This window comes from Sulfolobus tengchongensis (genome assembly GCF_036967215.1).
GTDB lineage: Archaea > Thermoproteota > Thermoprotei_A > Sulfolobales > Sulfolobaceae > Saccharolobus > Saccharolobus tengchongensis_A.
In genome coordinates this window covers 2,308,913-2,334,606 of sequence record NZ_CP146016.1, presented here as the reverse complement: position 1 = coordinate 2,334,606, position 25,694 = coordinate 2,308,913, and the positions used below count along the sequence as shown (strand labels likewise).

30 protein-coding genes, 2 tRNA genes and 1 pseudogene are annotated in these 25,694 nt (G+C 33.0%); 16 read left to right on the top strand and 17 right to left on the bottom strand.

From position 1 onward, the window contains the following. Positions 1 to 3 precede the first annotated feature (3 nt). Positions 4 to 1,089, bottom strand: coding sequence for an NDP-sugar synthase (locus V6M85_RS11375; protein WP_338600135.1), 1,086 nt, complete (start codon positions 1,087 to 1,089; stop codon positions 4 to 6). 35 nt (positions 1,090 to 1,124) lie between these two features. Then, entirely contained in the window at positions 1,125 to 1,760 is a 636-nt protein-coding gene (locus V6M85_RS11370) for a superoxide dismutase (protein WP_338600133.1), read from the bottom strand. Positions 1,761 to 1,846: 86 nt separating this feature from the next. On the opposite strand from V6M85_RS11370, the gene V6M85_RS11365 reads away from it, so the two are divergent. Beyond that, the gene (locus tag V6M85_RS11365; RefSeq protein ID WP_338600130.1) at positions 1,847 to 3,727 is read left to right on the top strand and encodes a hypothetical protein; all 1,881 of its coding nucleotides are present in this window, start codon (positions 1,847 to 1,849) and stop codon (positions 3,725 to 3,727) included. Positions 3,728 to 3,982: 255 nt separating this feature from the next. Here V6M85_RS11365 and V6M85_RS11360 read toward each other — a convergent pair whose 3' ends face one another. The 4 genes from V6M85_RS11360 to V6M85_RS11345 form a co-directional block, all read right to left on the bottom strand. Next, positions 3,983 to 4,201 (bottom strand): hypothetical protein, encoded by a 219-nt coding sequence (locus V6M85_RS11360; RefSeq protein WP_338600127.1) that lies wholly within the window; start codon positions 4,199 to 4,201, stop codon positions 3,983 to 3,985. Between the two features lie 63 nt (positions 4,202 to 4,264). Then, the gene (locus V6M85_RS11355) at positions 4,265 to 5,059 is read right to left on the bottom strand and encodes a thioredoxin family protein (RefSeq protein WP_338604775.1); all 795 of its coding nucleotides are present in this window, start codon (positions 5,057 to 5,059) and stop codon (positions 4,265 to 4,267) included. A 7-nt stretch (positions 5,060 to 5,066) separates the two neighbouring features. After that, complete coding sequence (locus V6M85_RS11350) at positions 5,067 to 6,722, bottom strand: ATP-dependent DNA helicase (protein ID WP_338600124.1); 1,656 nt, start codon at positions 6,720 to 6,722, stop codon at positions 5,067 to 5,069. A 2-nt stretch (positions 6,723 to 6,724) separates the two neighbouring features. After that, on the bottom strand, positions 6,725 to 7,018 hold the full coding sequence (locus V6M85_RS11345; RefSeq protein ID WP_338600121.1) for a hypothetical protein: 294 nt from the start codon (positions 7,016 to 7,018) through the stop codon (positions 6,725 to 6,727). A 335-nt stretch (positions 7,019 to 7,353) separates the two neighbouring features. On the opposite strand from V6M85_RS11345, the gene V6M85_RS11340 reads away from it, so the two are divergent. Then, the gene (locus V6M85_RS11340; RefSeq protein WP_338600118.1) at positions 7,354 to 7,668 is read left to right on the top strand and encodes a Rieske (2Fe-2S) protein; all 315 of its coding nucleotides are present in this window, start codon (positions 7,354 to 7,356) and stop codon (positions 7,666 to 7,668) included. Here the strand turns inward: V6M85_RS11340 and V6M85_RS11335 are convergent. The 10 genes from V6M85_RS11335 to V6M85_RS11290 are packed head-to-tail and all read right to left on the bottom strand — an operon-like array spanning position 7,629 to position 17,043. After that, on the bottom strand, positions 7,629 to 8,285 hold the full coding sequence (locus tag V6M85_RS11335) for a type I 3-dehydroquinate dehydratase (protein WP_338600115.1): 657 nt from the start codon (positions 8,283 to 8,285) through the stop codon (positions 7,629 to 7,631). The genes V6M85_RS11340 and V6M85_RS11335 overlap by 40 nt on opposite strands. Next, on the bottom strand, positions 8,282 to 9,526 hold the full coding sequence (gene aroA / locus V6M85_RS11330; protein WP_338600112.1) for a 3-phosphoshikimate 1-carboxyvinyltransferase: 1,245 nt from the start codon (positions 9,524 to 9,526) through the stop codon (positions 8,282 to 8,284). The genes V6M85_RS11335 and aroA overlap by 4 nt, the downstream gene beginning before the upstream one ends. After that, the gene (locus V6M85_RS11325; protein ID WP_338600110.1) at positions 9,495 to 10,301 is read right to left on the bottom strand and encodes a shikimate kinase; all 807 of its coding nucleotides are present in this window, start codon (positions 10,299 to 10,301) and stop codon (positions 9,495 to 9,497) included. Before V6M85_RS11325 ends, aroA begins: the two co-directional genes overlap by 32 nt. Then, on the bottom strand, positions 10,274 to 11,446 hold the full coding sequence (gene aroC, locus V6M85_RS11320; protein ID WP_338600108.1) for a chorismate synthase: 1,173 nt from the start codon (positions 11,444 to 11,446) through the stop codon (positions 10,274 to 10,276). The genes V6M85_RS11325 and aroC overlap by 28 nt, the downstream gene beginning before the upstream one ends. Beyond that, positions 11,424 to 12,230 carry a shikimate dehydrogenase gene (aroE, locus tag V6M85_RS11315; protein WP_338600106.1) on the bottom strand — a complete coding sequence of 269 codons (807 nt, stop codon included), beginning with the start codon at positions 12,228 to 12,230 and terminating at the stop codon, positions 11,424 to 11,426. Before aroE ends, aroC begins: the two co-directional genes overlap by 23 nt. Beyond that, on the bottom strand, positions 12,215 to 13,276 hold the full coding sequence (aroB, locus tag V6M85_RS11310; protein WP_338600103.1) for a 3-dehydroquinate synthase: 1,062 nt from the start codon (positions 13,274 to 13,276) through the stop codon (positions 12,215 to 12,217). Before aroB ends, aroE begins: the two co-directional genes overlap by 16 nt. Next, on the bottom strand, positions 13,273 to 14,268 hold the full coding sequence (aroF, locus tag V6M85_RS11305; protein WP_338600101.1) for a 3-deoxy-7-phosphoheptulonate synthase: 996 nt from the start codon (positions 14,266 to 14,268) through the stop codon (positions 13,273 to 13,275). Before aroF ends, aroB begins: the two co-directional genes overlap by 4 nt. Positions 14,269 to 14,273: 5 nt before the next feature. After that, positions 14,274 to 15,311 (bottom strand): chorismate mutase, encoded by a 1,038-nt coding sequence (locus tag V6M85_RS11300; protein ID WP_338600099.1) that lies wholly within the window; start codon positions 15,309 to 15,311, stop codon positions 14,274 to 14,276. Then, a complete protein-coding gene (locus V6M85_RS11295; protein WP_338600097.1) occupies positions 15,312 to 16,253 on the bottom strand; it encodes a transketolase family protein in 942 nt (313 codons plus the stop codon). Continuing rightward, positions 16,222 to 17,043 (bottom strand): transketolase, encoded by an 822-nt coding sequence (locus V6M85_RS11290; RefSeq protein WP_338600094.1) that lies wholly within the window; start codon positions 17,041 to 17,043, stop codon positions 16,222 to 16,224. The genes V6M85_RS11295 and V6M85_RS11290 overlap by 32 nt, the downstream gene beginning before the upstream one ends. On the opposite strand from V6M85_RS11290, the gene V6M85_RS11285 reads away from it, so the two are divergent. From V6M85_RS11285 to V6M85_RS11225, 13 genes are all read left to right on the top strand, one after another. Beyond that, positions 16,949 to 17,992 (top strand): HesA/MoeB/ThiF family protein, encoded by a 1,044-nt coding sequence (locus tag V6M85_RS11285; RefSeq protein WP_338600091.1) that lies wholly within the window; start codon positions 16,949 to 16,951, stop codon positions 17,990 to 17,992. The genes V6M85_RS11290 and V6M85_RS11285 overlap by 95 nt on opposite strands. Then, positions 17,992 to 18,888, top strand: coding sequence for a hypothetical protein (locus tag V6M85_RS11280; protein ID WP_338600088.1), 897 nt, complete (start codon positions 17,992 to 17,994; stop codon positions 18,886 to 18,888). Before V6M85_RS11285 ends, V6M85_RS11280 begins: the two co-directional genes overlap by 1 nt. Next, positions 18,861 to 19,946 (top strand): single-stranded DNA exonuclease, encoded by a 1,086-nt coding sequence (locus V6M85_RS11275; protein WP_338600085.1) that lies wholly within the window; start codon positions 18,861 to 18,863, stop codon positions 19,944 to 19,946. Before V6M85_RS11280 ends, V6M85_RS11275 begins: the two co-directional genes overlap by 28 nt. Further along, on the top strand, positions 19,915 to 20,160 hold the full coding sequence (locus V6M85_RS11270; protein WP_338600083.1) for a KEOPS complex subunit Pcc1: 246 nt from the start codon (positions 19,915 to 19,917) through the stop codon (positions 20,158 to 20,160). Before V6M85_RS11275 ends, V6M85_RS11270 begins: the two co-directional genes overlap by 32 nt. A gap of 40 nt (positions 20,161 to 20,200) precedes the next feature. Next, the gene (locus V6M85_RS11265; protein WP_338600080.1) at positions 20,201 to 20,737 is read left to right on the top strand and encodes a 50S ribosomal protein L16; all 537 of its coding nucleotides are present in this window, start codon (positions 20,201 to 20,203) and stop codon (positions 20,735 to 20,737) included. After that, entirely contained in the window at positions 20,734 to 21,735 is a 1,002-nt protein-coding gene (dph2, locus tag V6M85_RS11260) for a diphthamide biosynthesis enzyme Dph2 (protein WP_338600078.1), read from the top strand. Before V6M85_RS11265 ends, dph2 begins: the two co-directional genes overlap by 4 nt. Before the next feature lie 5 nt (positions 21,736 to 21,740). Continuing rightward, positions 21,741 to 22,310 (top strand): exosome complex RNA-binding protein Csl4, encoded by a 570-nt coding sequence (locus V6M85_RS11255; RefSeq protein ID WP_338600076.1) that lies wholly within the window; start codon positions 21,741 to 21,743, stop codon positions 22,308 to 22,310. Beyond that, positions 22,300 to 22,590 (top strand): DNA-directed RNA polymerase subunit L, encoded by a 291-nt coding sequence (locus tag V6M85_RS11250; RefSeq protein WP_338600073.1) that lies wholly within the window; start codon positions 22,300 to 22,302, stop codon positions 22,588 to 22,590. The genes V6M85_RS11255 and V6M85_RS11250 overlap by 11 nt, the downstream gene beginning before the upstream one ends. Continuing rightward, positions 22,574 to 22,846 carry a DNA-directed RNA polymerase subunit M gene (locus tag V6M85_RS11245; protein ID WP_338600070.1) on the top strand — a complete coding sequence of 91 codons (273 nt, stop codon included), beginning with the start codon at positions 22,574 to 22,576 and terminating at the stop codon, positions 22,844 to 22,846. Before V6M85_RS11250 ends, V6M85_RS11245 begins: the two co-directional genes overlap by 17 nt. 18 nt (positions 22,847 to 22,864) lie before the next feature. Further along, positions 22,865 to 23,200, top strand: a complete 336-nt coding sequence (locus V6M85_RS11240) for a transcription factor S (RefSeq protein WP_338600068.1) — start codon at positions 22,865 to 22,867, stop codon at positions 23,198 to 23,200. 43 nt (positions 23,201 to 23,243) lie between these two features. Continuing rightward, positions 23,244 to 23,332 (top strand) — tRNA-Arg (locus tag V6M85_RS11235). Between the two features lie 71 nt (positions 23,333 to 23,403). Beyond that, positions 23,404 to 24,762, top strand: a complete 1,359-nt coding sequence (locus tag V6M85_RS11230) for an MFS transporter (protein ID WP_338600066.1) — start codon at positions 23,404 to 23,406, stop codon at positions 24,760 to 24,762. Between the two features lie 143 nt (positions 24,763 to 24,905). After that, a tRNA-Arg gene (locus tag V6M85_RS11225) sits at positions 24,906 to 24,980 on the top strand. A 30-nt stretch (positions 24,981 to 25,010) separates the two neighbouring features. On the opposite strand, the pseudogene V6M85_RS11220 reads toward V6M85_RS11225, so the two are convergent. Next, positions 25,011 to 25,169 (bottom strand): annotated as a pseudogene (locus tag V6M85_RS11220) (putative integrase); the annotation flags it as partial. Positions 25,170 to 25,468: 299 nt separating this feature from the next. Between V6M85_RS11220 and V6M85_RS11215 the strand changes: the two are divergent. After that, on the top strand, positions 25,469 to 25,693 hold the full coding sequence (locus V6M85_RS11215; RefSeq protein WP_338600063.1) for a hypothetical protein: 225 nt from the start codon (positions 25,469 to 25,471) through the stop codon (positions 25,691 to 25,693). Position 25,694 lies beyond the last annotated feature (1 nt).

Sequence of the window (25,694 nt, the reverse complement as noted above, 5' to 3'; positions counted from 1 at the left end):
ACCTCACAATATTATACGGCCCGTATCATAAACTGAATCATTAACTTCTTTATTTGGTAGAATTATAGTGCGCCGATTTAGAAGTATCCCATCATTAGTTATAACTTCTTCACCTAAAATTGAGCCATCTAGTACATGGTTCCATTTTCCTATTTTACATTTCTCAGCTATTATTGATCCAGTTATGTAAGTATATTCCTTAACTTTTACCTTATTCATTAGAATACTTTCGGATATATATGTTCCTTTTCCTATTTCCACATCATTACCCAAAATCGTATTAGATGAAATGTAAGCCTCTTCTTTTATCACATCATTGGGACCAATATAATAAGGTGGAATAAGAGTAGAATTTTCATTAACTCTTGCTGAGGGATCAATATATCCTTTAGGATATTTTTGGACTAACAGTTCAAAATTTAATCTTAGATAATCATCTGGTAATCCTATATCTGCCCATAGTCCACGATACTTATATACAGCAATGCATTTAGATTTCAACAACTCAGGTAAGAAGTCTCTACTTATAGAAGAAGGAATCTTTATATTTTGAAATAATTTTTTCTTGAAAATATATATTCCACCATTAATTAAATTGCTTATAGGCTTTTTTGGCTTTTCTATTAATTCGACCAAAATATCGTTTTCAGTGTAAAGAACGCCATATCTACGAGGATCTTGAACTTCAGTTCCCACTATTACCGCGTCACATCCTTTTTTGTAATAAAAATCTAGAAGAGACTTGACATCTATTTCACTATATATATCTCCATATATTACTAGGACATCATCATCTAAATTATACTTCTCAGAGAGAATTCTTAAGGGTCCTGCATCACCTAAGGGTTCATTCTCTACCTCAATCTTAATTTTGTCTGCCATCTTAATACCTTTCAAATAATCAATTATCTTATCGGCCATTACTCTCAACGACAAGTATATATCAGTTATGTTAGCATCATAAAGAGTTTCTAATATGTACGCTAATATTGGCTTATTTAGAAGAGGAAAAAGAGCCTTGGGTTTAGTTAGGCTTAAAGGTCTAAGCCTAGTAGCGTATCCCCCAGCTAGTATAATTGCAGATACCATAGTAAGATAAGAACGTTAATAGATAAAAAATTGTTTTACTTCGTTAGGTACTTCTGTAATTTCTTCTCTGCTGCATCCCAATTTACTACATTCCACCATGCGTTCACATAATCAGCTCTCTTATTCTTATATTGAAGATAGTATGCATGCTCAAATTCGTCCACTATTAATATAATAGGTAATTCTGCTATATGATTTTGGAAATGGTTCTCAAACGTCATTATCTCTAAGTTTCCCGTCTCTGTGTCGTAATAGAGTACGGTCCAGCCAGTTCCTGGTAATGAATTTGCAGTTTCAGTGAATACTTGCTTAAACCTATCAAAGCTTCCATATTGTTTGTTTATCAAATCTGCTAATGCGCCACCCGGTTTACCACCACCTTTACCACTTGGAGCCATATTCTCCCAATATAAGGCGTGCAACTTATGCCCATTTATATTAAATACAAGGCCACGCATCAAACCCTGAATATCGTACTGACCAGACTGTAAATCTCCTTTAATTACTTTTTCTAACCTTTCTAGAAAGGAATTCGCGCCATTAACGTAACCTTTATGATGACCATTATAGTGTACATCTATTATGTCCTTGCTTATATATGGTTCTAGTGCGTCTACCTTATATGGTAATGGAGGTAGCTCGTACTTTTTAAATTGGATTTGGAGAGCCATAGGTAAACATATGAGAAACCACTTATATCTTTAACTTCCTAAACCTAGTAAACCATATATATCTCTGAAATAATATAATCTTTAGAATGTTTATAAAGAATCCTGAGCCTAATACTGAAACTGTTTATGACTATATTAATAGAGTAGTAGCAGCAGTAGTTAATGCGATCATCTCATATAATATATTATATGAAATTATTCCTGTAGAATATGTATATTTCACTATAGCAGCAATCTCGGTAATTTCATTCTTCTTCTATAAACAACTTTCCATAATACTCTTAGCATTGTATATTATAGATAAGGCAATACTTACGAAAGCTATCTATTATTTGTCATTATATCCCCTTATACAGTTTTATTCGATCAAATATCTGATAGAGTTAATCATAGTACTAGTTTTCTTATTTGTAATACCTTTAATTTCAATATTAAAATTTAGGTCTAATGAGAGTGTAATAACATCTGATTCCTTACTTCTAGCACTATATAATCCATATCTTATATTATTTTTACCTTTCGGAATAAGTGAAAAAAATAATAAAATTTCCGTAAATGTTCTTTCCGTCTTACCTTTACTTGTAATTCCTATTTTACAATATTATAGCTTTCCGTATAATCCTAATTTATGGATATCACTAGCACTTATTGTGATATCAGGGATATTATTCGGATTAAAATATATATTCAGCCTAGCTGGAATTATACCACTTGACATATTCCTATATATCTCTAATGAGAAAATAGAGATAATTGCTTTAATTACGTTAATTTCAGCGATTTTAAATTTAATTCCGTCTATCTTATCAATAATAGAAACTAACTTTTATATTAAACGTGAAATCGTAGAACGGAAGAGTAAAATTAATGAAAGTTTAAATGAAGTTAAGAGTAGCTTAGATAAAATAAAGTTATTGTCAAAAGATTCTACAGATATGGAATTATTCTCTATAATACAGAAATATGAAAAGTTTTTCTCTTCTGTATCAGCTAATTTAGAAACAATTGCTGATATAAAGTCTTTACAAAATATAGAGATGGAAATAAACGCGAAAAAATTAGAACTAGAAAGAAACATTAATGACTATTTATTCGATCAAATTTCACAATACAATGAAATTGTAGAGGAAATTAAAAATTATGGAATTGTATTAGATAGGATTGAGCCATTATCTGAACCCATAAAAATAGATGAAGACGATACGATTAAGATAAGCAAATTACTTAGTAGAATAAGTGAAAATATGAATATATTATCTAAATATGTTGAGAATATGACTAAGTCGTTAAAAACTCTGTTAGGTAAGAACTACGATAGTGAAATTACAGATATAAGACTAGACATTAAAAAGTCAATAATATACATTAAGGAATTAGCAAGTAAGGAAAATATTGATAGTTGTAAAGCTTGTGTAGAGTTGCTAATAAAATTTCTACAGATGTTAAATTCTCTCAATCTAAGCACTAATCAAGAACTTCTAAAGATATTAATAAAACTTAATGACGAGAAGCCCGCGACATTTATAATAAAAAGTGAAGAAATCATGGAACAAGGTTTAAAATTAGCTATTGATACAGTAACCAAATTGAAAGAGGAATATAAACGTATACAAAGTGAGATACCTTCTTTAGATAGGTATAAAGAATTTGAGCTTATTAACTTACTTGAAAAGGAATTAAACGATAATACAAAACCCATTTGTAAAAGAATGGAGGCATTAGCGTCTTTTCTGCAAGTCATACAAGATTTATCAAGTATAGTTACACATAAGAACGAAATAGCAGATGTTATAAACTTAGTTAGTGATAATTACGATCTCATATTACAAAAAGTCTTGGAAGAGGGATGTATAAAACTTAGCGATCTTGGAATAGCATTAGATTACAGTAAGTTCATAGATTTAGTACTACAAGAAAAAGGTTCAACTTTAAAGATAGTCGGCGATTCCATCTGTTACATGAAATAATATTGTTTTACCCTTTTGATTTAAATTTAGTAATGAATCATTCTTAATGCATATAGTTAGAGCAAAACCATCATAGCGCAGCCAAGTAGTTAAAAATTTAAGATATCTATGATCTCCCTATAGAGACTGAAAGATAAGATTGTATAAAATAAGTGGCCAAAAGATATAATAGAAATAATTTATTCATTCATGACGATACTATGAGAACAACATAAAAATTAATTTATATGACAGTCAAAAATTCAATTATTAGCATTACCTTAATCTTTTTATCGTAATTTCTGCATGATCTTCCACTAGGTCCGCTTTAAATAGATATCTGGGAGCGTTTCGTAAAAGCTGATGAGTGCATAAAACCCTATCTTTATCTGTTAATACTAATATGCTGTCACCTACTTTCATGGTCACTAAGTATTTTGAAAGTTCAAGTATAAATTCCTCACATGGTTTGCCCCTAAGGTCTAATTTATCCATGTAATGAGTTATTTTATTGGAGATTAAAAGTTTAAAACATTTTTTAGCTTTAATGATTGGTTTTTAAATACGTATGTACCTTAATGTTTCTCTATTTTTAGCTTTTAACTCAGTCTGTTCTTTTTCAATTTTATTAAACAGTTCATCGTAGTTTTCTAACATAAAATTATAGGCATCTAATATTCTGTTCATGATTATAGTATTGGAGAGCGAATGAATTCTTACCCCAACTCTTCCTACAGCTCCACCTCGTACCATTAGCCAATGAGCGAAAACTTCTAACGGATACTTTTGAATAACTACATCTTTACTTATTTTCTTTTCATATAACCAAAATAATTCCCTAATGAAATTAGAGGCGATATTTCTCAACATCTTTGGCTTCCATTCCTCTATGTATTTCTCTCCTTCCTTTATCATCACATTTCTTAAGTAGTTATAGTACTCTTCTTTTTCACTATCATTTAGAAGAGCTAATCCAGTTACCGCAATGACGAAATCTTTTTGAGCCATAAATGAATCGAAGTCTCTGTTGATATATAACCACGCGGTCGCTGCGAATGAATCAACAATACCATACATCAATTTTTCAATTAGGTTATTCTTATCTATCTGTTTAATTATTTTCTCTCCACTTATTATTTTTTCAAACTCGTCAAAATCTACAGCACCAGCATAAACTAATTTCCCATCTATGAAAACTGATGGGGTAGATATGACTCCTCTCTCAAAAGCTAAAAATGGATATAGCTCGGTATCTATTATCTTAACTTTACTTAATAACCCTTTGTTTTCCAAATATTCCAATAGCATGTTACATTCTACACATGTCTTATGAATGAAGATCTCCACTTCCATTTTCATTTCACAGCTTAATTTTTCTTGCATTCAAGCAATTAAGCTCTTTCTTCCACCACAAACTGTCATATCTTTTATCGAGAAGCCAGACTATCGCCTTATCCCTTGGGCTTCTGATAGACCTACCTATAGCTTGTTTAACTGCAGTTAATGCTTGTATTCTAATTAACTCATCACTAACATCTTTTTTCAAGACTTTAGATATCTCACTTGCTCTTAACTTTAGATAATCATCAATAGGCGGATATGGAATACCTACTATTGCTACATCAGAGATTAAGCTAATTCCGTTTTCAACTATCTCAATACCTTCAGATATCTTGCCCCTAGCTATACCCATAATTAATGTCTTTCCTTTTTTCACCTTATCAATAATATCTTCAATACTAGTCTCTGAGTCTTCTTTTAAGTATCCTATATTATTTAAGAACTTGGATACCATATGCATAAATTCGTAACTGGGAAAGATAGCCAGAATATGTTTATTAGAGTTATAAAAAATTTTTAATAAGTACGAAGCGTATTTACGTGCCATTTGTTCTGATCTTAAACTGTATGTCGTTGTTACGTCCATGGATATAAGGCACTCGTATGTTCCAGTTAATCTACTTCTCATAATTTTCTCGACATCTATATAAACAATTTTCCTATTTATTCCGATAATATCTCTAAGATAATTTAATGGTTGCATAGTTCCTGACATTAGCATAAAGCTGATTTTCTCGTCATTAAGTATATTTATGAAATCGGATGATATGACATATTTAGCCACTAAGGAGTTTGAATATGAAAACACTCTTACTTTTTCATCTTTCAATAGTTCAAAAAATCTTATTACTGATCCTAAATAATTCTTAGTTAAACTTTTATTTTTTATCATATCTTTCCTGATATCCTCATATTCCTCTGTTAAAGTGTCAATCTCGTCATCAGATAACGTTATACTAGCTAGTTTATCATTATCAACGAGTATATATCTATCATCAGAGTATACGAGCTTCTCTAAATTTTCTTTTAGTCTCTCTAGGATAGACTTTGCATTTTGTGATTTAGCTTGAGAGATAGCCAACTCTATTATTTTTTTATTTAATCTTTTCTCTTCCATGTTTGAAATGTTTTCTATATTATGCGCTTCATCTACAATAATCACATAATCTTCCCAGTTTATGTCTAATGAGTTCCTAAGCCAAGGCATGAATAAATAAGGATATGTAAGTAGTATGACGTCTGCGCTTTTTATAGTCTCCAGAAGTGAGTAATATGGACAAAAACCTAACTTTTTACTCTCATCCTTAAGCTTATTTAAACTTATTTTGGGTGGATCATTTATTTTAACGTCAGCTACGTTAAATAATTCACAGCCTCCACAGTAAATATCTTGCGGATCTACGTCGCTAGAAGTATATACACAAGCTAATGACTTACCTACTAAAAACGCGTACCTCTTGTCCCTAAAATGGGTTGACAATTCCCTATAGACTGGAAAAAACTCATTATGAGTTCTAACTACGAATATTACCTTCTGTTTTACCTTAAGAGAAGTGTACAGAGCAAAGAGAGTTTTACCACTTCCAGTAGGAGCTTGTAATATAACTAAAAAATTATTTCTTAATGCATCAATAACTTTTTCAGCTATTTTGCTTTGCCACTCTCTGAATTCCACAATTAAATTAATTCTGGAGCGTTTACTATAACTTCTTCTAACATTATGTACTTGACAAAAGGCTTATCTAACAATGATATTACATTCTTTGCTTTTCCTCTTACTTTAACTACATTCATAATACTAAAAACCCTATCTACTTTTAATGAGGCTTTCTGTATCTCATTTATTACTTCACTTGATGGAGGCAATGAGGTTACAATAATGGCTTTTATTTCAGTAGCAGGTGAGTTCTGAACTATTTCGAAAATTCTATAATCCAGTTTAACTCTGAGATCCTCACTTATTTCTAACATCTTTATTTTCCTCTACTATACTTTGTCTGCTTTCACTCTTATAAATTGTTTGTTCATAATCTTTTAAGTAGTTTTTATTATGCAACGTCTATTATGTTTAAATCTTACAATTTGCTTTAATAAAAAATTTTTAGATAAATGATTTCAAGTAAAGTTACCACGCCATAATGACCTTATACAAAACGTAAAATAAGATCAAAAATAAATATCGTAATTAAGTATAAATTTTTAGGCATCTAAACCATTAAGTGCAGTTGTAGTATTACGCGCAGTAAGGGTTTTAATACCCTAGCGTTTATTTTTAATTTCTTCTACTCTTTTAACATATTGAAATTATGAGAGAAATAAGAATAAGCAGAAATGGATTTAGAACTGGAGAGAAAAGAAAAATTAGCTTGCCTGATGGCAAAGAATTGGTGATTTTTTACTTAGGTGCAGATAGATTTTTTGCGTTTGATAATAGATGCCCTCATTTAGGATGCGATATCTCGAAATATGGTGTCATAATAAAGGAGGAACTGGTTTGTCAATGTCACTTTTCACACTTTTCGATATATACTGGTGAACCTAAGAAGGGTGCCTCAAGAAAGCCTATAAGAGTGTATAAAACTCAGGTAACTCCGGATGAGGTAATCATATCATTAATATAATTAAGTATTTTTATAAGGTTTTTATAATAAATTTGACCTTGTGCTAAAGGTTCCACTGCATAGGAATAGACCAGTTTTGAACCTAATAGACCAACTGCGATTCTCTCCAAAGGATTATTACTCATTGGTATTATAGTAATTTTTTCATTTTCAAGAAGAGGCAAAAGGATCTCTTTGTATCCCCTTAAACTAGGAATTGCAATCTTAACGCTGTAGGCTTTTTCAGAGAATTCCCTGACTATTTCCTCAACTTCTTTTCGTGATGGTAAATACTTAAAGTAGTGGGCTGAGACTATCTTATTATCATAAGGTAAATCATTTCTCTTAAGAAATGATGCTTCTACGTCATAAAGAAAGCCCTTATCATAAAGTTCCTTTAGAAGCTTTACTTTTATTTCATCTCTTATTTGATTTATTCCTCCTTCTTCCTTGTCCCTTAATGTTATTATCAATTTACTTTTGTACTTATCTAAAAATTCATAATAGTTAGATATAATACTAATATCTTTTAAGTAATCCAATCTTAACTCTATTAAATCAGAATCTAGAAAATTCTCTATGAGCCTTAAATCCTCTATCCTCTTAACTGGAAATGAAGCTACAACTAATGGTCTCATTCAATAGAAATCTTTGCATTAAGCGATAATAAATCTTGCCAATAATTCGGATTGCTCTTATTTACGCATTCAGCAGAAGTGATGGCACCACCTTTAATTAAGGCTAAAGCGGACGACATCATAGCAACTCTATGATCGTTTAGGCAATCCGTAACTGGAGAATTCAACAGTTTTTTATCAGTTCCAAATATGAAAATTGAGTTATTTTTTACTTCACTCAATACATTATATAGTAAAAGTGTTTTTTGAATACTTTCTATCCTGTCACTTTCTTTGATTCGCAATCTCTCAATCTTGCTAATCTCACTTATACCATCTGCTATGGCCGCTATTCCAGCTATCGTCATAGCTAAATCTGGCGCTTCATCTATATCTATTTTTATCGGAAGGTATCTTTCTCTAGCCTCAACGTACCATTTATTTTCTTCGTATTCACTTACTGCACCCATTCTCCTAAATATCTCAACTATACTATGATCACCAAAATACTTTTCTGGCTTCCATAAATTGGTTATCGTAACATTTCCCCCACTTGTTAATGCTGAAAGAGCGTAAAATGAAGCTAAGCCATAATCTCCTACTACCTCACCCTCGAACTCCGATAATTTATTAGGATGAACATATATCTTGTTATCGACCATCTTAACATCTGACCCGAATCTGTTGAACAAATCTACAGTAAGCAAGATATAACTTAGAGATGAAATAGGTGGTATAATTTCAATAATACCTCCATTTATTATATGAAGAGCGTATATTAAACCTGAAATATATTGACTGCTCTCGTCACCGTAAATTCTTATTCTATCGTTATTTATCTTCCCACTAATTTTCAAGGGTAAGCTGAAAGAGGAAAATAATACCCCATAATTACTTAATGCTTCAACAACTCTTCTCACTGGTCTTTTTCTTAAACTCTCCTCGGCATCAATAATTACCTCGCCACCTATAGCGGCGATTATCGGAATAAGCATTCTGAGTGTGGTACCAGATCCTTTCAATTTTATATATTTTTCCTTAATTTCCAAATGCTTTGGTGGAATAAACTCAGAGTTATCCTTTACCTCTACTCCTAAAGCTCTGACTGAGTTTATCGCATCTACCACATCTTCTGATAGAATTAGATTACGAAGACGCAACCTAGTAAAAAGAGAAAGAAAGATTAATCTAATGGCAACACTTTTTGATTGTGGTGCTTTTATCATTCCGCTAATTTTTGATGGATATATCCTTACAATCAAGGTCTACAGGCCTAGATATAATAACGTCTCCAAATCTCTTAAGGCTTTCGTATATTGGACCTTCTTCTCCATCTTTAGTTACGGCAAAATATGATGGGCCATTCCCGCTAATGCCTGCAGCTAACGCACCTTTTCTTAATGAAACTTCTATGGGATCTAGTTGATAACCTAGAATATTAGCTATCAATATACCATTCATTTTCATTGCAACTAAGGGATCTTTAAGAGCTATCTTAAAAATCTCTTCGAATACACTGTTATATTTCTTTAACTCGTATAACTTTACTGACTTCTGTCTTCCTCCTTTTGCTAATATGAGAATAACTAGATCGTCTTTTGGATTATCCATCTTTATTACTTGGAAATACTTATTGTGTGTATATGATATTCCGCCACAATAAGAAGAAGTGGCGTCATCTAATGCCCCAGTATATGAGACTCCAGCTTTTAATGAAAGAATTGCGGACAGAATGGGAGGGTTAACGTTATTTATATTATATCGCTTTGCTATCTCGCTTATTAATGCTACAGATACTGCACTACTACTCTTTAGACCGCTTTTTTGGGGTAACTCAGATTCAATATCTACTACAATATCTGGAATGAGATATTTTTCTTTAAAATAATCAACAATAGTTCTAATTAACTCACTTTCTTTGGTGTAATCTCTTTTACCCTCTTTAATTGTAACATTAATCTTTAGATTAACTGCCATAGAAGAGCCATACCAAGAAGGCAAGGCATTAACTACTGAGATCCCGCCATAGGCTTGCATGAGTTCACATACCTCTCCCAACGTTGTTGGATTACACTAATTTGATCTTCTGTAAGTCTAACTGAGGGAATGTATCCTGCTCTCATTGCGTGATCAACTAAAGTTATTGCAACCATTGATTCAACCACAGCTACTCCCCTAATTGCAACAGCTGGATCATGTCTTCCAATTACTGATATTGTGGTCTCTTCTAAGTTCCTTAAATCCACTGTTTTTTGGGGTTTTCTAATTGAACTAGTTGGCTTAAATACACACCTTAGCACTATATCTTCCCCATTAGTTAATCCACCCAAAATACCACCAGCATAATTATATTTCCATCCAAGTCTGTTATCTTTTTTTACAATTTCGTCATTAGCTTCACTTCCTTTCATTTTACTTGCATTAAAACCTAATCCATATTCAAAGCCTAATACAGCAGGAATTGACATTATTGCTTTAGCTAAATCAGCTTTTATTTTATCGAAAACTGGTTCTCCTAAACCTACAGGGGAATTTTTAACTACTATTTCAGCTACGCCTCCATAACTATCTCCTTCTTGCATGGCCTTTTTTACTAGAGCTTCAAATTTCTCTTCTAACTCTTTTTTACTAGCTCTTACCGGGCTATATTTTGAACATAGGACCTCCTCGAATGATATTTCCTCCTTTAATTCTTCTGGTCCTAAACTCCTGAGATGACCTGCTATCCACGTGTTAGTTAACATGAGCAGTTTCTTTGCCACAGCTCCAGCAATTACTCTACCTACTGTTTCTCTAGCACTAGATCTCCCACCTCCTCTATAGTCCCAATTTTCGTAACCATACTTCATAATATAGGGTAGATCAGCATGGCCAGGCCTAGGTTTATACTTAACTTCCTCATATAGACTGGATATCACGTCAGAGTTTCTCACTATCACAGCTATTGGAGATCCGGTAGTTCTATTGTTAAAGATCCCACTTAGTATTTCTGGTTCGTCTTTTTCTCTTCTACCCGATACATATAACCTTCCTGGTCTTCTAAATTCCAGTTCAAACTTAATATCTTCTGTACTTAATGGTAAACCAGCTGGTACCCCATCTATTACTACACCTACTGCAGGACCATGACTCTCTCCAAATGTAGTTATCCTAAATATCTTACCAAACGAGTTTCCTGGCATAAAGATACTCTATAATCTTTTCATCTGGAACACTTTTATTAAACCATATCTTTTCCGCTTCTACGGCCTGATTTACTAAAATTTCTAACCCATTTATATATTTAATTCCATACTTCTTCGCTTTTTTAATCAATTCAGTCTCCACTGGTTTATAAACAAATTCTATTACCAAATTAGATTTCTTCACGCATTCTTCAGCAACTACATTTGGATCCGGAGTACTGTTAACTAGAACTAAATTATTGTCTTTCTCACATTTTTCCTTAATTAACGCTTCAAAACCATTCTTATTCAGTAAGGTTTTTAATTCTTGCGCTCTGGCTTTAGTTCTATTTATAATATTAATAGTGCATCCCATTTCAGCTAATGCAAAAGCTGCAGCTTTTGCTGCACCGCCAGCGCCATATATATAGCACTCGAAGCCTGATATATTCTCAACCTTTTTTATAACTAAATTTTTTACCGCTACATAATCAGTATTATATCCCTCCCTTTTGTATATTGTATTCACAGCTTGTATTCGTGAAGATAATAGATCTGTTCTATCTAAATGTTTCATAACTTTTTCCTTATATGGTATAGTGACGTTTAGGCCTTCAGCTATCTCTAGTAAGCCATCTATACTTCGTTCAAATCTATCTTCATTCATGTCAAAAACTAAATATACTGCATTAACTCCCAAAGATCTAAAGGAAAAATTATGAATATATGGCGATAAAGTATATTTTATATCCTTACCTATCAAACCAAAAAGTTTAGTATCATAATTTATTTCGTCAAACATTGTTCAGCAAACCCCTTAATCACATTTAAGGGTACCTCAACTTTCTTCCAATTGCCAATTCTTGTAGGAAAAGGCATCAAGATAACGTTCCTTCTATGTTTTTTATCCATCTCGATAGCGTTTAACGCAGTTTTTAAATCTAGCGGGGCATCTATCTGTGAAATATCATAAGGTAAACCATACAATTGCAACAGCCATAATACATCTTCAACAACTCCCTCTTCTGCATAACCTAACTCCTCTGCTATCTTCGCTTCGCACACCATCCCTACTGAAATAGCATAACCATGTGGAACTTTAAATCCAGAACCAGCCTCTATCGCGTGTCCAATTGTATGTCCAAAATTCAATACTATACGTATACCTCTCGTCTCTCTCTCATCTTCCTTCACAACTGCAAGTTTATCGATTGTGGATCTATAAATTAACTCCTCTAAAACTAACTTATCTTTATTTAATACTTCATCTTTATTTAGAGATAGGAAGTCATATAATTCCTTATCTAACGTTAAACCATATTTAATTACTTCTGCTAATCCTTTCTTTAGTTCTTCTGTTGGCAAGGTTTCCAAAAATGTTAGATCAGAAATTATCATAGTGGGTTGATAAAATGTTCCAATAATATTCTTTATATTATTAAAATTTACTCCATTTTTACCTCCTATTGCAGCATCTACCATACCTAAAAACGTAGTTGGTACGTTTACTAGATTTATTCCTCTTAGATATATTGATGCAACAAACCCTGCAATGTCTGTTACAGTTCCACCACCTACGGCAATAATATAATCACTCCTATCAAAATTCCTTTCGAACAGTTCATTCACTAATAGCATTATATTAGATAGATCTTTTGCATTCTCTCCATCTTCAATTGAAATTAGATAAGGATCTGATAGATACTTAATAACATTATCTATATTTAATTTCTTTGAATATATAACCCCAATTTTATGATCTTTTATATCAAGCAATTTAGAAAGAGAACCCTCACCTATTACCACTTTAACCTCAGAACAACAAATATTTTCTGTAACTTCTCTCATACATCTCTACCTAAAGCTCTTGTTAGATCTCTAATTCTATTAACTAAGACCTCAAAAGATTCCAGAGTTAGTTGTTGCTCAGCATCACTTAGTGCCTTTTCGGGTGTTGGATGAACTTCTATTAATAGCATATCGGCACCTGCAGCTACCGCAGCTAATGCTAATGAATGTACTAGCTCTCTCCTGCCAGCTGGATGACTTGGATCTGCACAAATAGGTAAATGTGTCATTAATTTAGCTGCTACCATTCCGCCTATATCTAATGTAAATCTTGTTGATCTTTCAAAGGTCCTTATACCTCTTTCACATAGCACTACATTACCATTTCCTTCTAGTAAAATGTACTCAGCTGCCTGAAGCCACTCTTCTACTGTATTACCCATTCCTCGCTTCAATAGTACGGGTTTGCCTAACTGGCCTACTTCCTTGAGGAGGGAGAAGTTCTGTGCATTTCTGGCTCCAATTTGTATCATATCGACATATTGCTTAAATATTGGCGAATCTCTAGTATCCATTATCTCTGTTACGATAGGTAAACCAACTTCATCGCCTACTCTCCTCAAAATCTTTACTCCTTCATCCCCTAAACCTTGAAATGAATATGGACTTGTTCTAGGTTTATATGCACCTCCTCTAAGTAATGACGCACCAGCTCTTTTAACAGCTTTAGCAGTAGTAAGTACTTGTTCTTCACTTTCTACTGCACAAGGACCAGCCGCAATTACAACTTTATTGCCACCTATTTCAACGTCTTTCACATTAACTATCGTAGGCTGTTTTTTCCAATCATTGCTTGCAAGAATGTAAGGTTTCTTAACTTCAACTTTTATTTCTATGCTGTCATCACTGATACTTTTTACATTTTGATCTGGCCATGCTAACACTAAATTCTTACCATACAAACTTAATACCTTATAAGACGCCGAATTCTGATTTAACTTCTCTTTTAACGTTGAGAAGTCGCTTTTATCTTTTAAAATATATAGGATCATACTATTTAACCTCCATCTAGTTCTTCTTTAATTTTTTTAAGCTCCTCTAAACCTATGTTTCTTGCCTTATAAGCATAAGGATTTTGTTTTTGTATCTCAAGAATTACCTCTTTAAGGTCTTTAATTCTCCTTAATATCTTGTTAATCTCCTTGAAATTTGTTGTATAAAAATTACTAAAATCAACACTTAACTCATTGGATAATATTTCTATTGAATTATTTAGTCCTAATAGATAATAATGTGTCAAAACTTGAACTACAGCCATAGCTTTCTCATGTGTATCTACGTCAGTTATAACTGGAACTAGGCCAACCTTTCTCCAGAAATTCTCAATTCTTGCTAGATCATCTTTAGAGCTAGTTTGAGAGGGAATAATGACTATTTTTTCTCCTATCGGATATTCTATTGGACCAAATAAAGGATGAGTAGAAACGTATTTAAAACCTATTTTTTTAGATAACTCCTCTAAATATCTGAAAATTATAGATTTAGATGAACTAATATCAATAAGTATCTTATCTTTAAGTTTATTGGAAAAGAATTCATTTAAATTATTTATAATTATATCTGGCGGTATCGCTAATATAATTATATCTCCCCAATTTATAGCTTGTGAATAGTTCATACTTACACATTTAAATTGACTTGCTAATATCTCAGCTTTATTTAGATCTCTTCCAGTAATGGCTAATTCATGACCAGCTAAAGAAATAATGGAAGCAAGTGACTTAGCCATTCCGCCATATCCATAAATAACTACTTTCTCCTTTTCCCCCGGATTAATTTGCATTAACTTAGAGTATGAAAAAATTAAGGGTAATATTGATTCAACTAGACTATCAGGAATATTATACTTCCTTGCATTAACTAACCATTTCTCCTTAACTTTTATTTCTCTATTCTCATCAGTAACGCTAATGTTGGAATTTGATTTTATTTTCCCTATTTTTCTAGATAATTCTAACCTATATGCAAGCAATTTTACTAACTGCTCATCAACTTTATCTATCTCCTCTCTTAATCTTATTAATTCCTCACTCATCTACTTCAATAAATCAATAGCCTCTCTTATAATAGTTTTATAGTTTATATTATAGTAGTCTAGTAGATCTCTTTGACTTCTAGCAGATCTTCCAAATGTAGTTGCACCTATAAACCTTATAGGCACTGGATAACGCTTTGCTGTCACCTCTGCTACTGCAGATCCTATTCCTCCATATATACTATGCTCTTCAATTGTGATTATTTTACCCGTTTTTCTAGCATAATATTCTATAGTATCCTCGTCTATGGGTTTTATAGAGAATAAATTTATCACAGCGACGCTAATACCTAATTTCTCTAGCTCTTCTGCAGCTTTTAACGCATCCCATAAAACTACACCAGCACCCATTATAGCTAAATCGCTTCCTTCTCTAATTATATATGCTTTACCTACCTTAAATTCATAATCTTGACCTGTGGTAATCGGTGGAGAGTACTCTCTACCCATTCTATAATACAACGGACCTCTTTCCTGATTTATTATAACTGGCAAACTTCTTTCTATATCTTTAGGATCAGCAGGAACTATCACCTTCATATTTGGGAGTACTCTCATTAATGCTATATCTTCAAGAACTTGATGGCTAGAACCATCACCATGATCGCTATAGCCAGTATGAGTTACAAACATTTTAACATCTAAATTCATCCTAGCTATGCTATTTCTTATTTGTTCCCAAGCCCTCATTAAAAACATTCCGAAATTAACTATAGCTGGTTTCTTACCTATAGCTGCTAATCCAGCTGCAAAGTTCACCATATCTTGTTCCGATATACCAACGTTAAAGTATCTGTCTTTAAATTTCTCCCTAAAATATGACGCTCTAGTAGAATCCCCTACGTCAGCAGTTATTACTATTAAATCCTTATTTTGATCTCCTAATTCTGCTAGTAACCTTCCGAAAGTTTCACGCATTGAGTAGATATTTCCTTGCATCATCTGGACTAGACCTCTGTTTATGTGTATTTTCTATCGCGGGAAATCCCTTTCCCCTCACGGTATTAGCAAATATAACTACTGGTTTATTTGCTTTAAAAGCTTCATTAATAGCATTACTAATACTAATAAAATCGTGACCATCGCAACTTAATACTTTCCACCCAACCGCTTCCCAGACCTTAGGTAAGAAACTCTTAGGCTTTATCTCATCCGTGGAGCCATCTAACTGGAAATTATTCATTTCTATAAATGCAATTAGGTTATCTAAATTTCTAGTAACCGCATGTGTCATTGCTTCCCATATTTCTCCCTCATCTTGTTCGCCATCACCCATTATGACATAAACCCTTCCAGTTCCATTAGCCATTTTGATACCAGTAGCTACTCCTATCCCAAAACTTAAACCTTGACCTAGGCTTCCTGTTGACATATCTACTCCCGGAATGAAAGTCTCTGGGTGACCTTGCAATAAGCCCGTAATATCTTGGATTCTCCATAACTCTTCCTCCTTTATATATCCCTTTTCAGCTAAAACGGCATAGAGAGCAGGCGCAGCATGGCCTTTACTTAAAATTAACCAATCTTTATTCACTAAGTTTGAATCTAGTCTTATATATTTAAATATTAAAGTAGTTAATATTTCTATACTACTTAGAGAAGAACCTACATGTATCGTTTGATCGTAAAATAGCATTTTGATGACATTTCTTCTCGCTTTTTCAGCTATTTGTCTTAATTTGTTTAGTTCTTCTATTGATATTGGAGCTCCATCACTTCCACCTTTTTCCATTGGAACAACATCAAACCCCAGATTTACTAAGAAACACTTATTTTTAAAGATTATTGTACATTATATTTTTGTGGAAAGATACTCAAGACAGCTCTTAGCTCTAGGATTAGAGACACAACAGAAACTAGGCGAGCTGAAAGTCCTAATTGCAGGATGTGGAGCTTTGGGTACAGTTATAGCTGAACTTTTAACAAGGTTAGGAGTTGGAGAAATAACAGTTATTGACGCTGATGTAGTAGATATAACTAACTTACATAGGGTTCATCTCTTTGACGAAAATGATATAGGTAAACCCAAAGCTGAAGTTTGCTCAAAAAAGCTTTCCCTTATAAATTCCTCAATTAAAGTAAATCATACTATAGATGTTATTGATGAAAGAAATATTGAGAATATACTTTCCGATAAGGATTATATATTCGATGCATTAGATAATCTATATTATAAACTTTTACTAAATGATGCTGCAGTAAAGATGAAGAAAATTTTAATTTATGGAGGAATAAATGGAGAATATGGTTCTGCGAAATTAATAGTACCTAATGAAACTTCTTGCTTGTCATGCTTTATTAACTATTCCGAAGACGATGAAGAAACCGGAAATATGTGTGATGTTGTAGGTGCTACGCCACTGATAGTGGAATTAACTGCAACGCTGCAAGTTAATCTTATGCTCAATCACTTAAGGGGAATGCCAGATTATTCATTGTACTATATAGACTCTAGAAACATAAATGTGGAAAAAATAAAGGTAGAGAAGAATAGTAGATGTAAGGCATGCTCGTTAAATGAGTTTCCATTTTTAAATCAGAAGATAAGGAAACCTAAATGTGGAATTTTTAGAACTAATCTACAAGTGCTGGATATAGATAAACCCGAAATCTCAAAAAGTATGGGTAGTATACTCTTATGCTACCCTAATGTGGGTTGTTTTGAGAAAAGGGGAAGATAATGGATAAGAAGTATATTGCAGCAATAGTTTTGCCATTTATAGTTGTTGCAGTTTACGCATTCATATTTAAAATTAACATATTGCATGTACTATCTGAAGATCCGAGATTTTTTCTTCTATTTCTTTTAACTTATATAGTTCAAAATTTTATAATATCGATCAAAGATTCGCTATTAACTAAACTTAGAGTAGATGTAACTTTAAAAGCCAGATTATTAGGCAACTCAATTGGTTTGCTAATACCCGGGTGGGCTGGGCAAGAATTAGTCAGAAGTTTAGTTTATAATAAGCATGGATTAAATTTAAGGCAATCGTTTAGTTTTTCAATTCTTGTGGGATCAATAGATGTACTTGCAATATGCTTTGGGTATATTTTATTTCTTCCTCTGTATTTTAACCCCTTAGAACTTATATTTATATTAGTAGTGATATCTAATATAGCTGGGTGGGCTGCTGCTCTTTCTTACTTCTATTTACAGCATAATAAGGTAAATAAAGTGGAACAGTTCATATTTAAGATAATAAAAATGGAAAGAATTGTAGCAGATTATATAGAATTTAAACAGTACCTTAAACAAGGTACCACTAAGGATTTCACGTTTTATATTTTAATTGGTGCACTTAGTTTCACTTGTTATGGAGGATATTTTTATTATATAACACATAATATTTTATTATCAATATTTATTGCATTTTTATATCAAGTATCAACTTTAATTCCAATACCATCTGCAGCTATTGTTGGAGAATTAGCTTTGTCAATATTTCTAAATCCTTCATACGTATTTTTAACGAGACTAAATTATATAGTAGCAAATATTATAGGATTCGTATTCTTTAAGGATATGAGCTTTGAAGAACTTAAAAAATGGTCAAAAGAAATTCTAAAGAGATAGTGATGGAAGTATTCTTAGGAGAGCCTAACAATCAAGAAATAAGGGAAGTTGTTAGAAACCTTTACTTAAAAGACTATCTCTGCATTTCTACATATTATTCGTTAGAACCTCTATTGTTCTCATATATTATTTCAAAAAACATAAAAAATGCTTTTATGATCTCGTATCAATCAGAAGAATGTGAAATACAACTTAAATTTGATGCTAACGGCAAATGGATAATTGACAATAAAAATAAAAAAAGGTACTTTTTAGGTCAAAATTCGTATTGTTCGTATTTGTCAATAAATACTGATGACATATTACCTATAGTCTCTTGTATATTAACCTCTATGACAATAGATAGAAGATCCTTATCAGAGTGGGAACTATCTATGCTAAAAGAGTTAGAAAAATTTGGCTTGTTTTTCGAGAAAAATCTTAGAATTCCCGGATATAAACACTTACCGTTATTCCTATCATTAATGTTTTCGTTAGATCCTTATATTCCTAACATAACTGGAAACAGAGAAAATACACTAAATCTTATAAAAGAAATAAATGCTAATGAGATATCCAAATTAGAAGATCTTAATGAAAATCAACTAAACACATTACTTTTTAAAATAATTTCTGCAATAGTAAAGGAAAACCCTAAGTTCACTAGAGATGACATAATAGCGGATAGGATTTTCTATCTAGATTATGATTTACTGGAATTGACATTTGCGCTAATATACTCATTTGATACTATAGGAAGTACAGAATTAATGCAACTCGGATTATCATCTTCCTACGCTGAGATACTAATAAACAGATTCAGACAGACTTTTTCTAAGGGGTTCTCAGTAAATTTGGTAGATACGAAACAAACGTATTACATTATAGAAGTAACTAATTTTAATTCTCCCTTGTTAGCACAACTAATACTTTTGCAGCTTCAAAAGATAAGAAGAGATAAAATTATAGTACTAAAAGAAAGAGACAAACTCTATACTAGTAGATATTTTCTGCCCCAATTAAAGAAGGAGGGTTTGATTCAAATTGATGATAGAACTAAAGCTCTTGTTGGAATGTAAAGATGCAAATATAATTATGAGAAGTTTGAACGTTGATAACGTAAATTTCCCAGAGGGAATGACAATTGAAAGCAATGTTAAAAATAACTTGCTAGAAATTACAATAAGAATGCAATTAAAGAATGCTAATGACATATTAACAGTAAGGAATACTGCAGATGAGATCCTAACACATATAAAGGCATTGCGTGCATCACTTGATAGTTTAAGTTAAATATTTAGTCTTGATATGAAAAGTTTATACGTGAGTCTACATGCCATTAAGACCCGGAAGATGCTATAGGCATTTCTCTGGTCCTGCATACACTAGAAAGGAGTATATACCAGGTATTCCACAGCCAAAAATAAGTAAATTCACATCCGGTAATCCTAATGGAGATTATGATTACGAAGTCAGATTAATTACTACTGAGATTGGACAAATAAGGCACAATGCCCTAGAAGCCGCTAGAACTATTACCCTAAAAACATTAGCTAAGAGAACTGGGAGTGAAACATCATTCTTTATGTGGATCCTTAAATACCCCCATCACGTATTAAGAGAAAATAAAATGATGGCATTTGCTGGAGCAGATAGATTACAAGATGGAATGAGATTATCATTTGGTACGCCGATTGGAACTGCAGCAAGAATTGAGAAACTAGGAGAGACTATAATTGTTGTAAAAGTTAAGAAAGAACATTTAGAATTTGCAAAAGAGGCGCTAAAAATAGCCTCAAAGAAATTACCTTTACGTACGAGAATTGAGGTAATTCCATTAAAGCCTATCAAACAGGAGGCTGCAAGTTGAGTTATATTTTTGAAGAAGAGCGCATAATTAAGGAGATAAAGGAAAGGAATGCTAAACGTGTTTTATTGCAGTTTCCTGAAGGATTGAAATATTTTTCTATAGATGTCGTAAAGAGATTAAAGGAAAAGTTACCTAATGTTGATTTTATAATATCTGGGGAGCCAAGTTGGGGAGCTTGCGATATTGCAGAAGATGAAGCAATGCAAGTTGCAGCTGATCTGATAGTTCATTTTGGTCATACACCATATACATGGTACTATCCAAAGTTTCCTACGTTGTTTATTAATACGGAAAGTACGTTAGACATCTCTGATAATGCGCTTTTCCAGTTAGAGAAAGATCTTGGAAAGTACGATGGAATGAAAATATCCTTAACAGCAACTTTACAACATGTAAGGCTATTATCAAAAGTTAGAAATTTTTTGGAAAGTAAGGGATACGAGGTAATTATAGGTAAGCCTTCAAGTAAGTTTATGTTTGATGGACAAATTTTAGGATGTGACTACAAGGCAGCTGAAGTTAACGCTGATATATATGTTATTCTATCAGGCGGTATGTTCCATGCCCTAGGATTAGGATTAAGTACTAATAAACCAACGATAAAACTTGATCCATATTTGCAAAAAAGTGAGGATATTACAAATGAAGTTAGAAAAATATTAAAAATTAGATATGGTAAAATACTGGAGGCTATAGATAAAAGAACTTGGATAATTATACAGGGTATTAAAGTTGGACAGAATAGGCCAATGATGGTGAAATATTTCTATGAGGAGCTAACTAAGAAAGGATATGATGTATTTATAGTTACAAATAAAGTACTTACCAAGGAAGTTTTAAGAAATATAGATAGAAATTATATAGATGTATTTCTAGTGACGTCATGTCCTAGATTACCCATAGATGACCTTTACAATTATGAAAAGCCAGTCTTGACGCCAGGCGAGGCAAAGATGATCATAAATAATAATCTGGAACCATATATCTTTCCATGGTGAATTGAGTGAAAGTACAAGGTGAATTAACCTTACCCGGGGAAGAACTAGCAGTAATTGAGGAGTTTATTGCCGGAGATGGGACTTATGAACTAAATGGTATAGTAAGAGCAGCCGTTATTGGGAAAATATTCTACGATATGTTAAATAGAAAAAGCAACGTACTCGGAATAAAGAAAATTATTTTCCAGAGTTTAAAAAAAGCAAAATATGTAGTGGGAATCATTAACACAGTCAAAGAGGACATCGCACAAGTATCAGTAGTTGGAATTGAAGAAAAAAGTGTAGCACCACCCATTTCAGCATATTTACATATATCACAAATCACAAATAAGAAGTTAAACAGTATAACAGAAGCTGTAAGGGTAGGAGATATAATTAGGGCAAAGCCTCTTTCATATACTTTCCCCTTAGCCTTAACAATTAAAATGAAAGATCTAGGTGTGATCTACGCTAAATGCTCAAGATGTGGTTACTTATTAATGAAACAAGACGAGAATAATTTAAAATGTCAGAGATGCGGAAATATTGAACAGCGGAAAATAGGGGTTTATATGGTGAGGAAAAGTGGAAGTTAAGGTTCTAAAAAGTGAAGATAATTACTTAGAGCTAGAAATAGAAGGAGAAGATCATACGTTAGGTAACTTGATAGCAGGAATGTTAAGAAGAATAAAGGGCGTAAATTTTGCATCGTATTACCAACCGCATCCACTACTTGACAAGATAGTCATTAAAGTATTAACTGATGGCACAATAACCCCTAAAGATGCACTAATAAAGGCAATTGAGAACATAAAAAACTTATCTTCACAGTACGTCAATGAAATAAAGGGAATAACTGGTGAAGAAAGAAGCTAGAATAGCAATATTTTCTGAAGGTAACGAATTATATGCAATATGCGTATTCAGAGGTGTATTTTTGGAAAAATTGTTTCTAGATACGAATAAAGACCGTTTAACTCTACAATTTATCTCATCATCTATTATTAATGAAGTGAAATACTCTAATTTAAACATAGGCAAAAATGTTAGTGAACAAGAAGCTGAAAAAATCTGTCAAAATATCGTAAAGAAGATATCAGAAAAGTTAAATACACACAAAGTAAATGGTTAAGCTTGTAGCGTGGTAATTATGAAGTTCTGTCCTAAATGTAATTCTATGATGGTTCCAAGAAAAACTAATGGTAAAAATATATACAAATGTACGAAATGCGGATATGAGGAAGACGTTCCACAGACTACAGTAGTAGTAACAACTAAAGTTAAACATAGCATCAAAGAGAAAACCCTAGTACTAGAAGAAGAAGAGATGCCAACAGGTGCGCAAAAAATAAAAGGAGTATTATGCCCATCATGTAAGAATGATGAAGCATACTTCTGGATATTACAGACCAGAAGAGCGGATGAACCACCTACTAGGTTTTACAAGTGTACGAAATGCGGTAAGGTATGGAGAGAATACGAGTAAACGAATGAGAAAATCTTATTTTATTGAATTCTCATTTTATGTTGGACCCGTAGCTCAGCCAGGACGGAGCGCCGGCCTTCTAGCGTTAAGGGAGACAGCCGGCGGTCCCGGGTTCAAATCCCGGCGGGTCCGCACATAATATTAATTGGTAGATACTAATTCAAGATAGTCTTATAACTTATTACTAACATATTCACACTGTAATGGTTTACGATAGACCAGATTTCACTAAATTAGAAGTAAAATCTGTATTAACAGCAGGTATGGGAGTGTTCACAGATGGATATGAACTTTATGCCATTTCTTTAGTATTCTATTATATACAAAAAGCGTTTCAGCTAAATAGTTTCGAAGAAGGATTAGTTATAGCAAGTGCATATTACGGTGCAGCTGTTGCTGCAATTTTATTGGGATTTTTAGCAGATAAACTTGGTAGAAAATTAATATATGGCCTAGATGTCAGCCTAATGAGTTTGGGAATCTTACTCCAATCTTTGTCAAATAGCTTTGTAGAATTATCAGTCGCCAGGATAATTCTAGGCTTTGGAATAGGTGCAGATTACGTACTTTCACCTATAATTACTGCAGAAAATTCAAATCCTAAAAATAGAGGAAAACGAATGATAGTAACTTTCGCAGTACTTTGGGGATTAGGTGCCGTTACAGCAGCTTTAGTTGAGCAAATTTTGCTAGTCACTAATATAACTAACAGTAATATAATTTGGAGACTTGTTTTGCTCATAGGAATAATCCCAGCATTTTCAGTGTTCTACTTAAGAAGAAGAATTCCTGAAACTTACAAATATTTAACTAGAATTAAGCCAAAAAGGGAAGAGTTGGAAAAGCTTGAAAGAGAATTAAAAAGTAAAGTAGCAATTTCGTTAGATGAGATACCATTTTCAAAAAGATTTAAATCTGCAGTAGGAATTATAGTTATATCTTCTATACTTTGGCTTCTTTATGATATGTATTCCTCCACGTTTGCAATTTATGGCCCTATAACTATAGCCGGCAATTTAGGACTGAACCCAATAGAATTTACATATGCAGCACAATTTTTAGCTGGACTACCAGGTCAAATTATTAGCATTTATTTGGTAGACAAATTGGGAAGGAAACCCTTAATCGTAATAGGTTACGCTGGTGTAGCATTTTGGCTTTTCATGTATTCGTTACTTCTTATAGAGCCACATTATTTTGGATTTAACATACATATAAGCAATCCATTGAACGCTGCAGAAAGTCTAACTGGACAAGCTGCATTACTCGGATTCACATTTTATCTTCTAAATTATCTATCATCTGCAATAGGGCCTGCTTCAATAATAGGATCCGCGATGTTAACGCCAGAACTCATTCCAACTAAAATAAGAGGAACAGGTCAAGCCATTAGCGTAGCAATCGATAGGCTAGCAGCCGCGTTCAGCATAACCGCATTCCCATTACTTTTAGTAAAATTCGGACTTCCAGTTTTACTTGCAACTTACTCAGCAATTGCATTGATATCATGCATAGTGACCTTGCTTTTTATACCAGAGACTAAGGGAGTAGAACTAACATAGAGACTAGGAAAAATAATGAGTAGTATAGAATACATTAGGCAGACTACTACATTGCAACAATCATTTTTATTCTAACTTCTTGATGTAATTGATTTATATATTTAAATATAAAATGCGTCAAAAAGCCCATAGTATATAAAAATGGACCCGTAGCTCAGCCAGGACGGAGCGGCGGCCTCCGGAGCCGCAGGTCCCGGGTTCAAATCCCGGCGGGTCCGCTGTGGGGGTGAAACTCCCACGCCCCCACTCCTAAATTTCTCGTAAGTTTCAACGACGTCAGCCAAAGGACCTACGTAATGTTCCTTTCCGTCACTACTCGACGTTCTCGATAAATAGACGTAATACCGACTTTTAACTTCACGTATGATTATATCACCAAACGTATAAGTCTTTTGTTTTTGCGTCATTTTCGCCCTTAATTTACGGTTAACAAAAGTAGATTTATAAGACTTTGACAACCGTTAAATTTTGCCGTTAGAACATGTTAAATTGAAAGAAGACGGCAAAAATTCCTTAATTAAAAACACTAAGCCATTTTTTGAATTTACGGGTGTCCGTCAAAGACGCCATGGAATCAAAATACATTCATTTTCACCTTTGTCAAAAATCCCGTGTACCTTTTGAAGTGTTGGTTAAATAATGAAATCACGATAAGGTTTATATCATAAAAGGCAACTCCCCCTTTTTTAAGTGGTTCAAAATATCGGTGACCTATGGCTTCGGTTGCACAAACTCGAGTGTACCTGTTTGTCCTATTGGGACACTTGGCCTCCCAGCAAATGCAACTTTTACACAACCCCCACCGTGGTATATCAGTTATTTACCAGAGATTTTAATAGGAATAGCTGGAATAGGACTAGTATCATTCTTTGTACTTAGAGGTAGGTTTAAGTTCTTACCTCGGAAAAAGGGGAAGGAAGTTAAATTCTAAA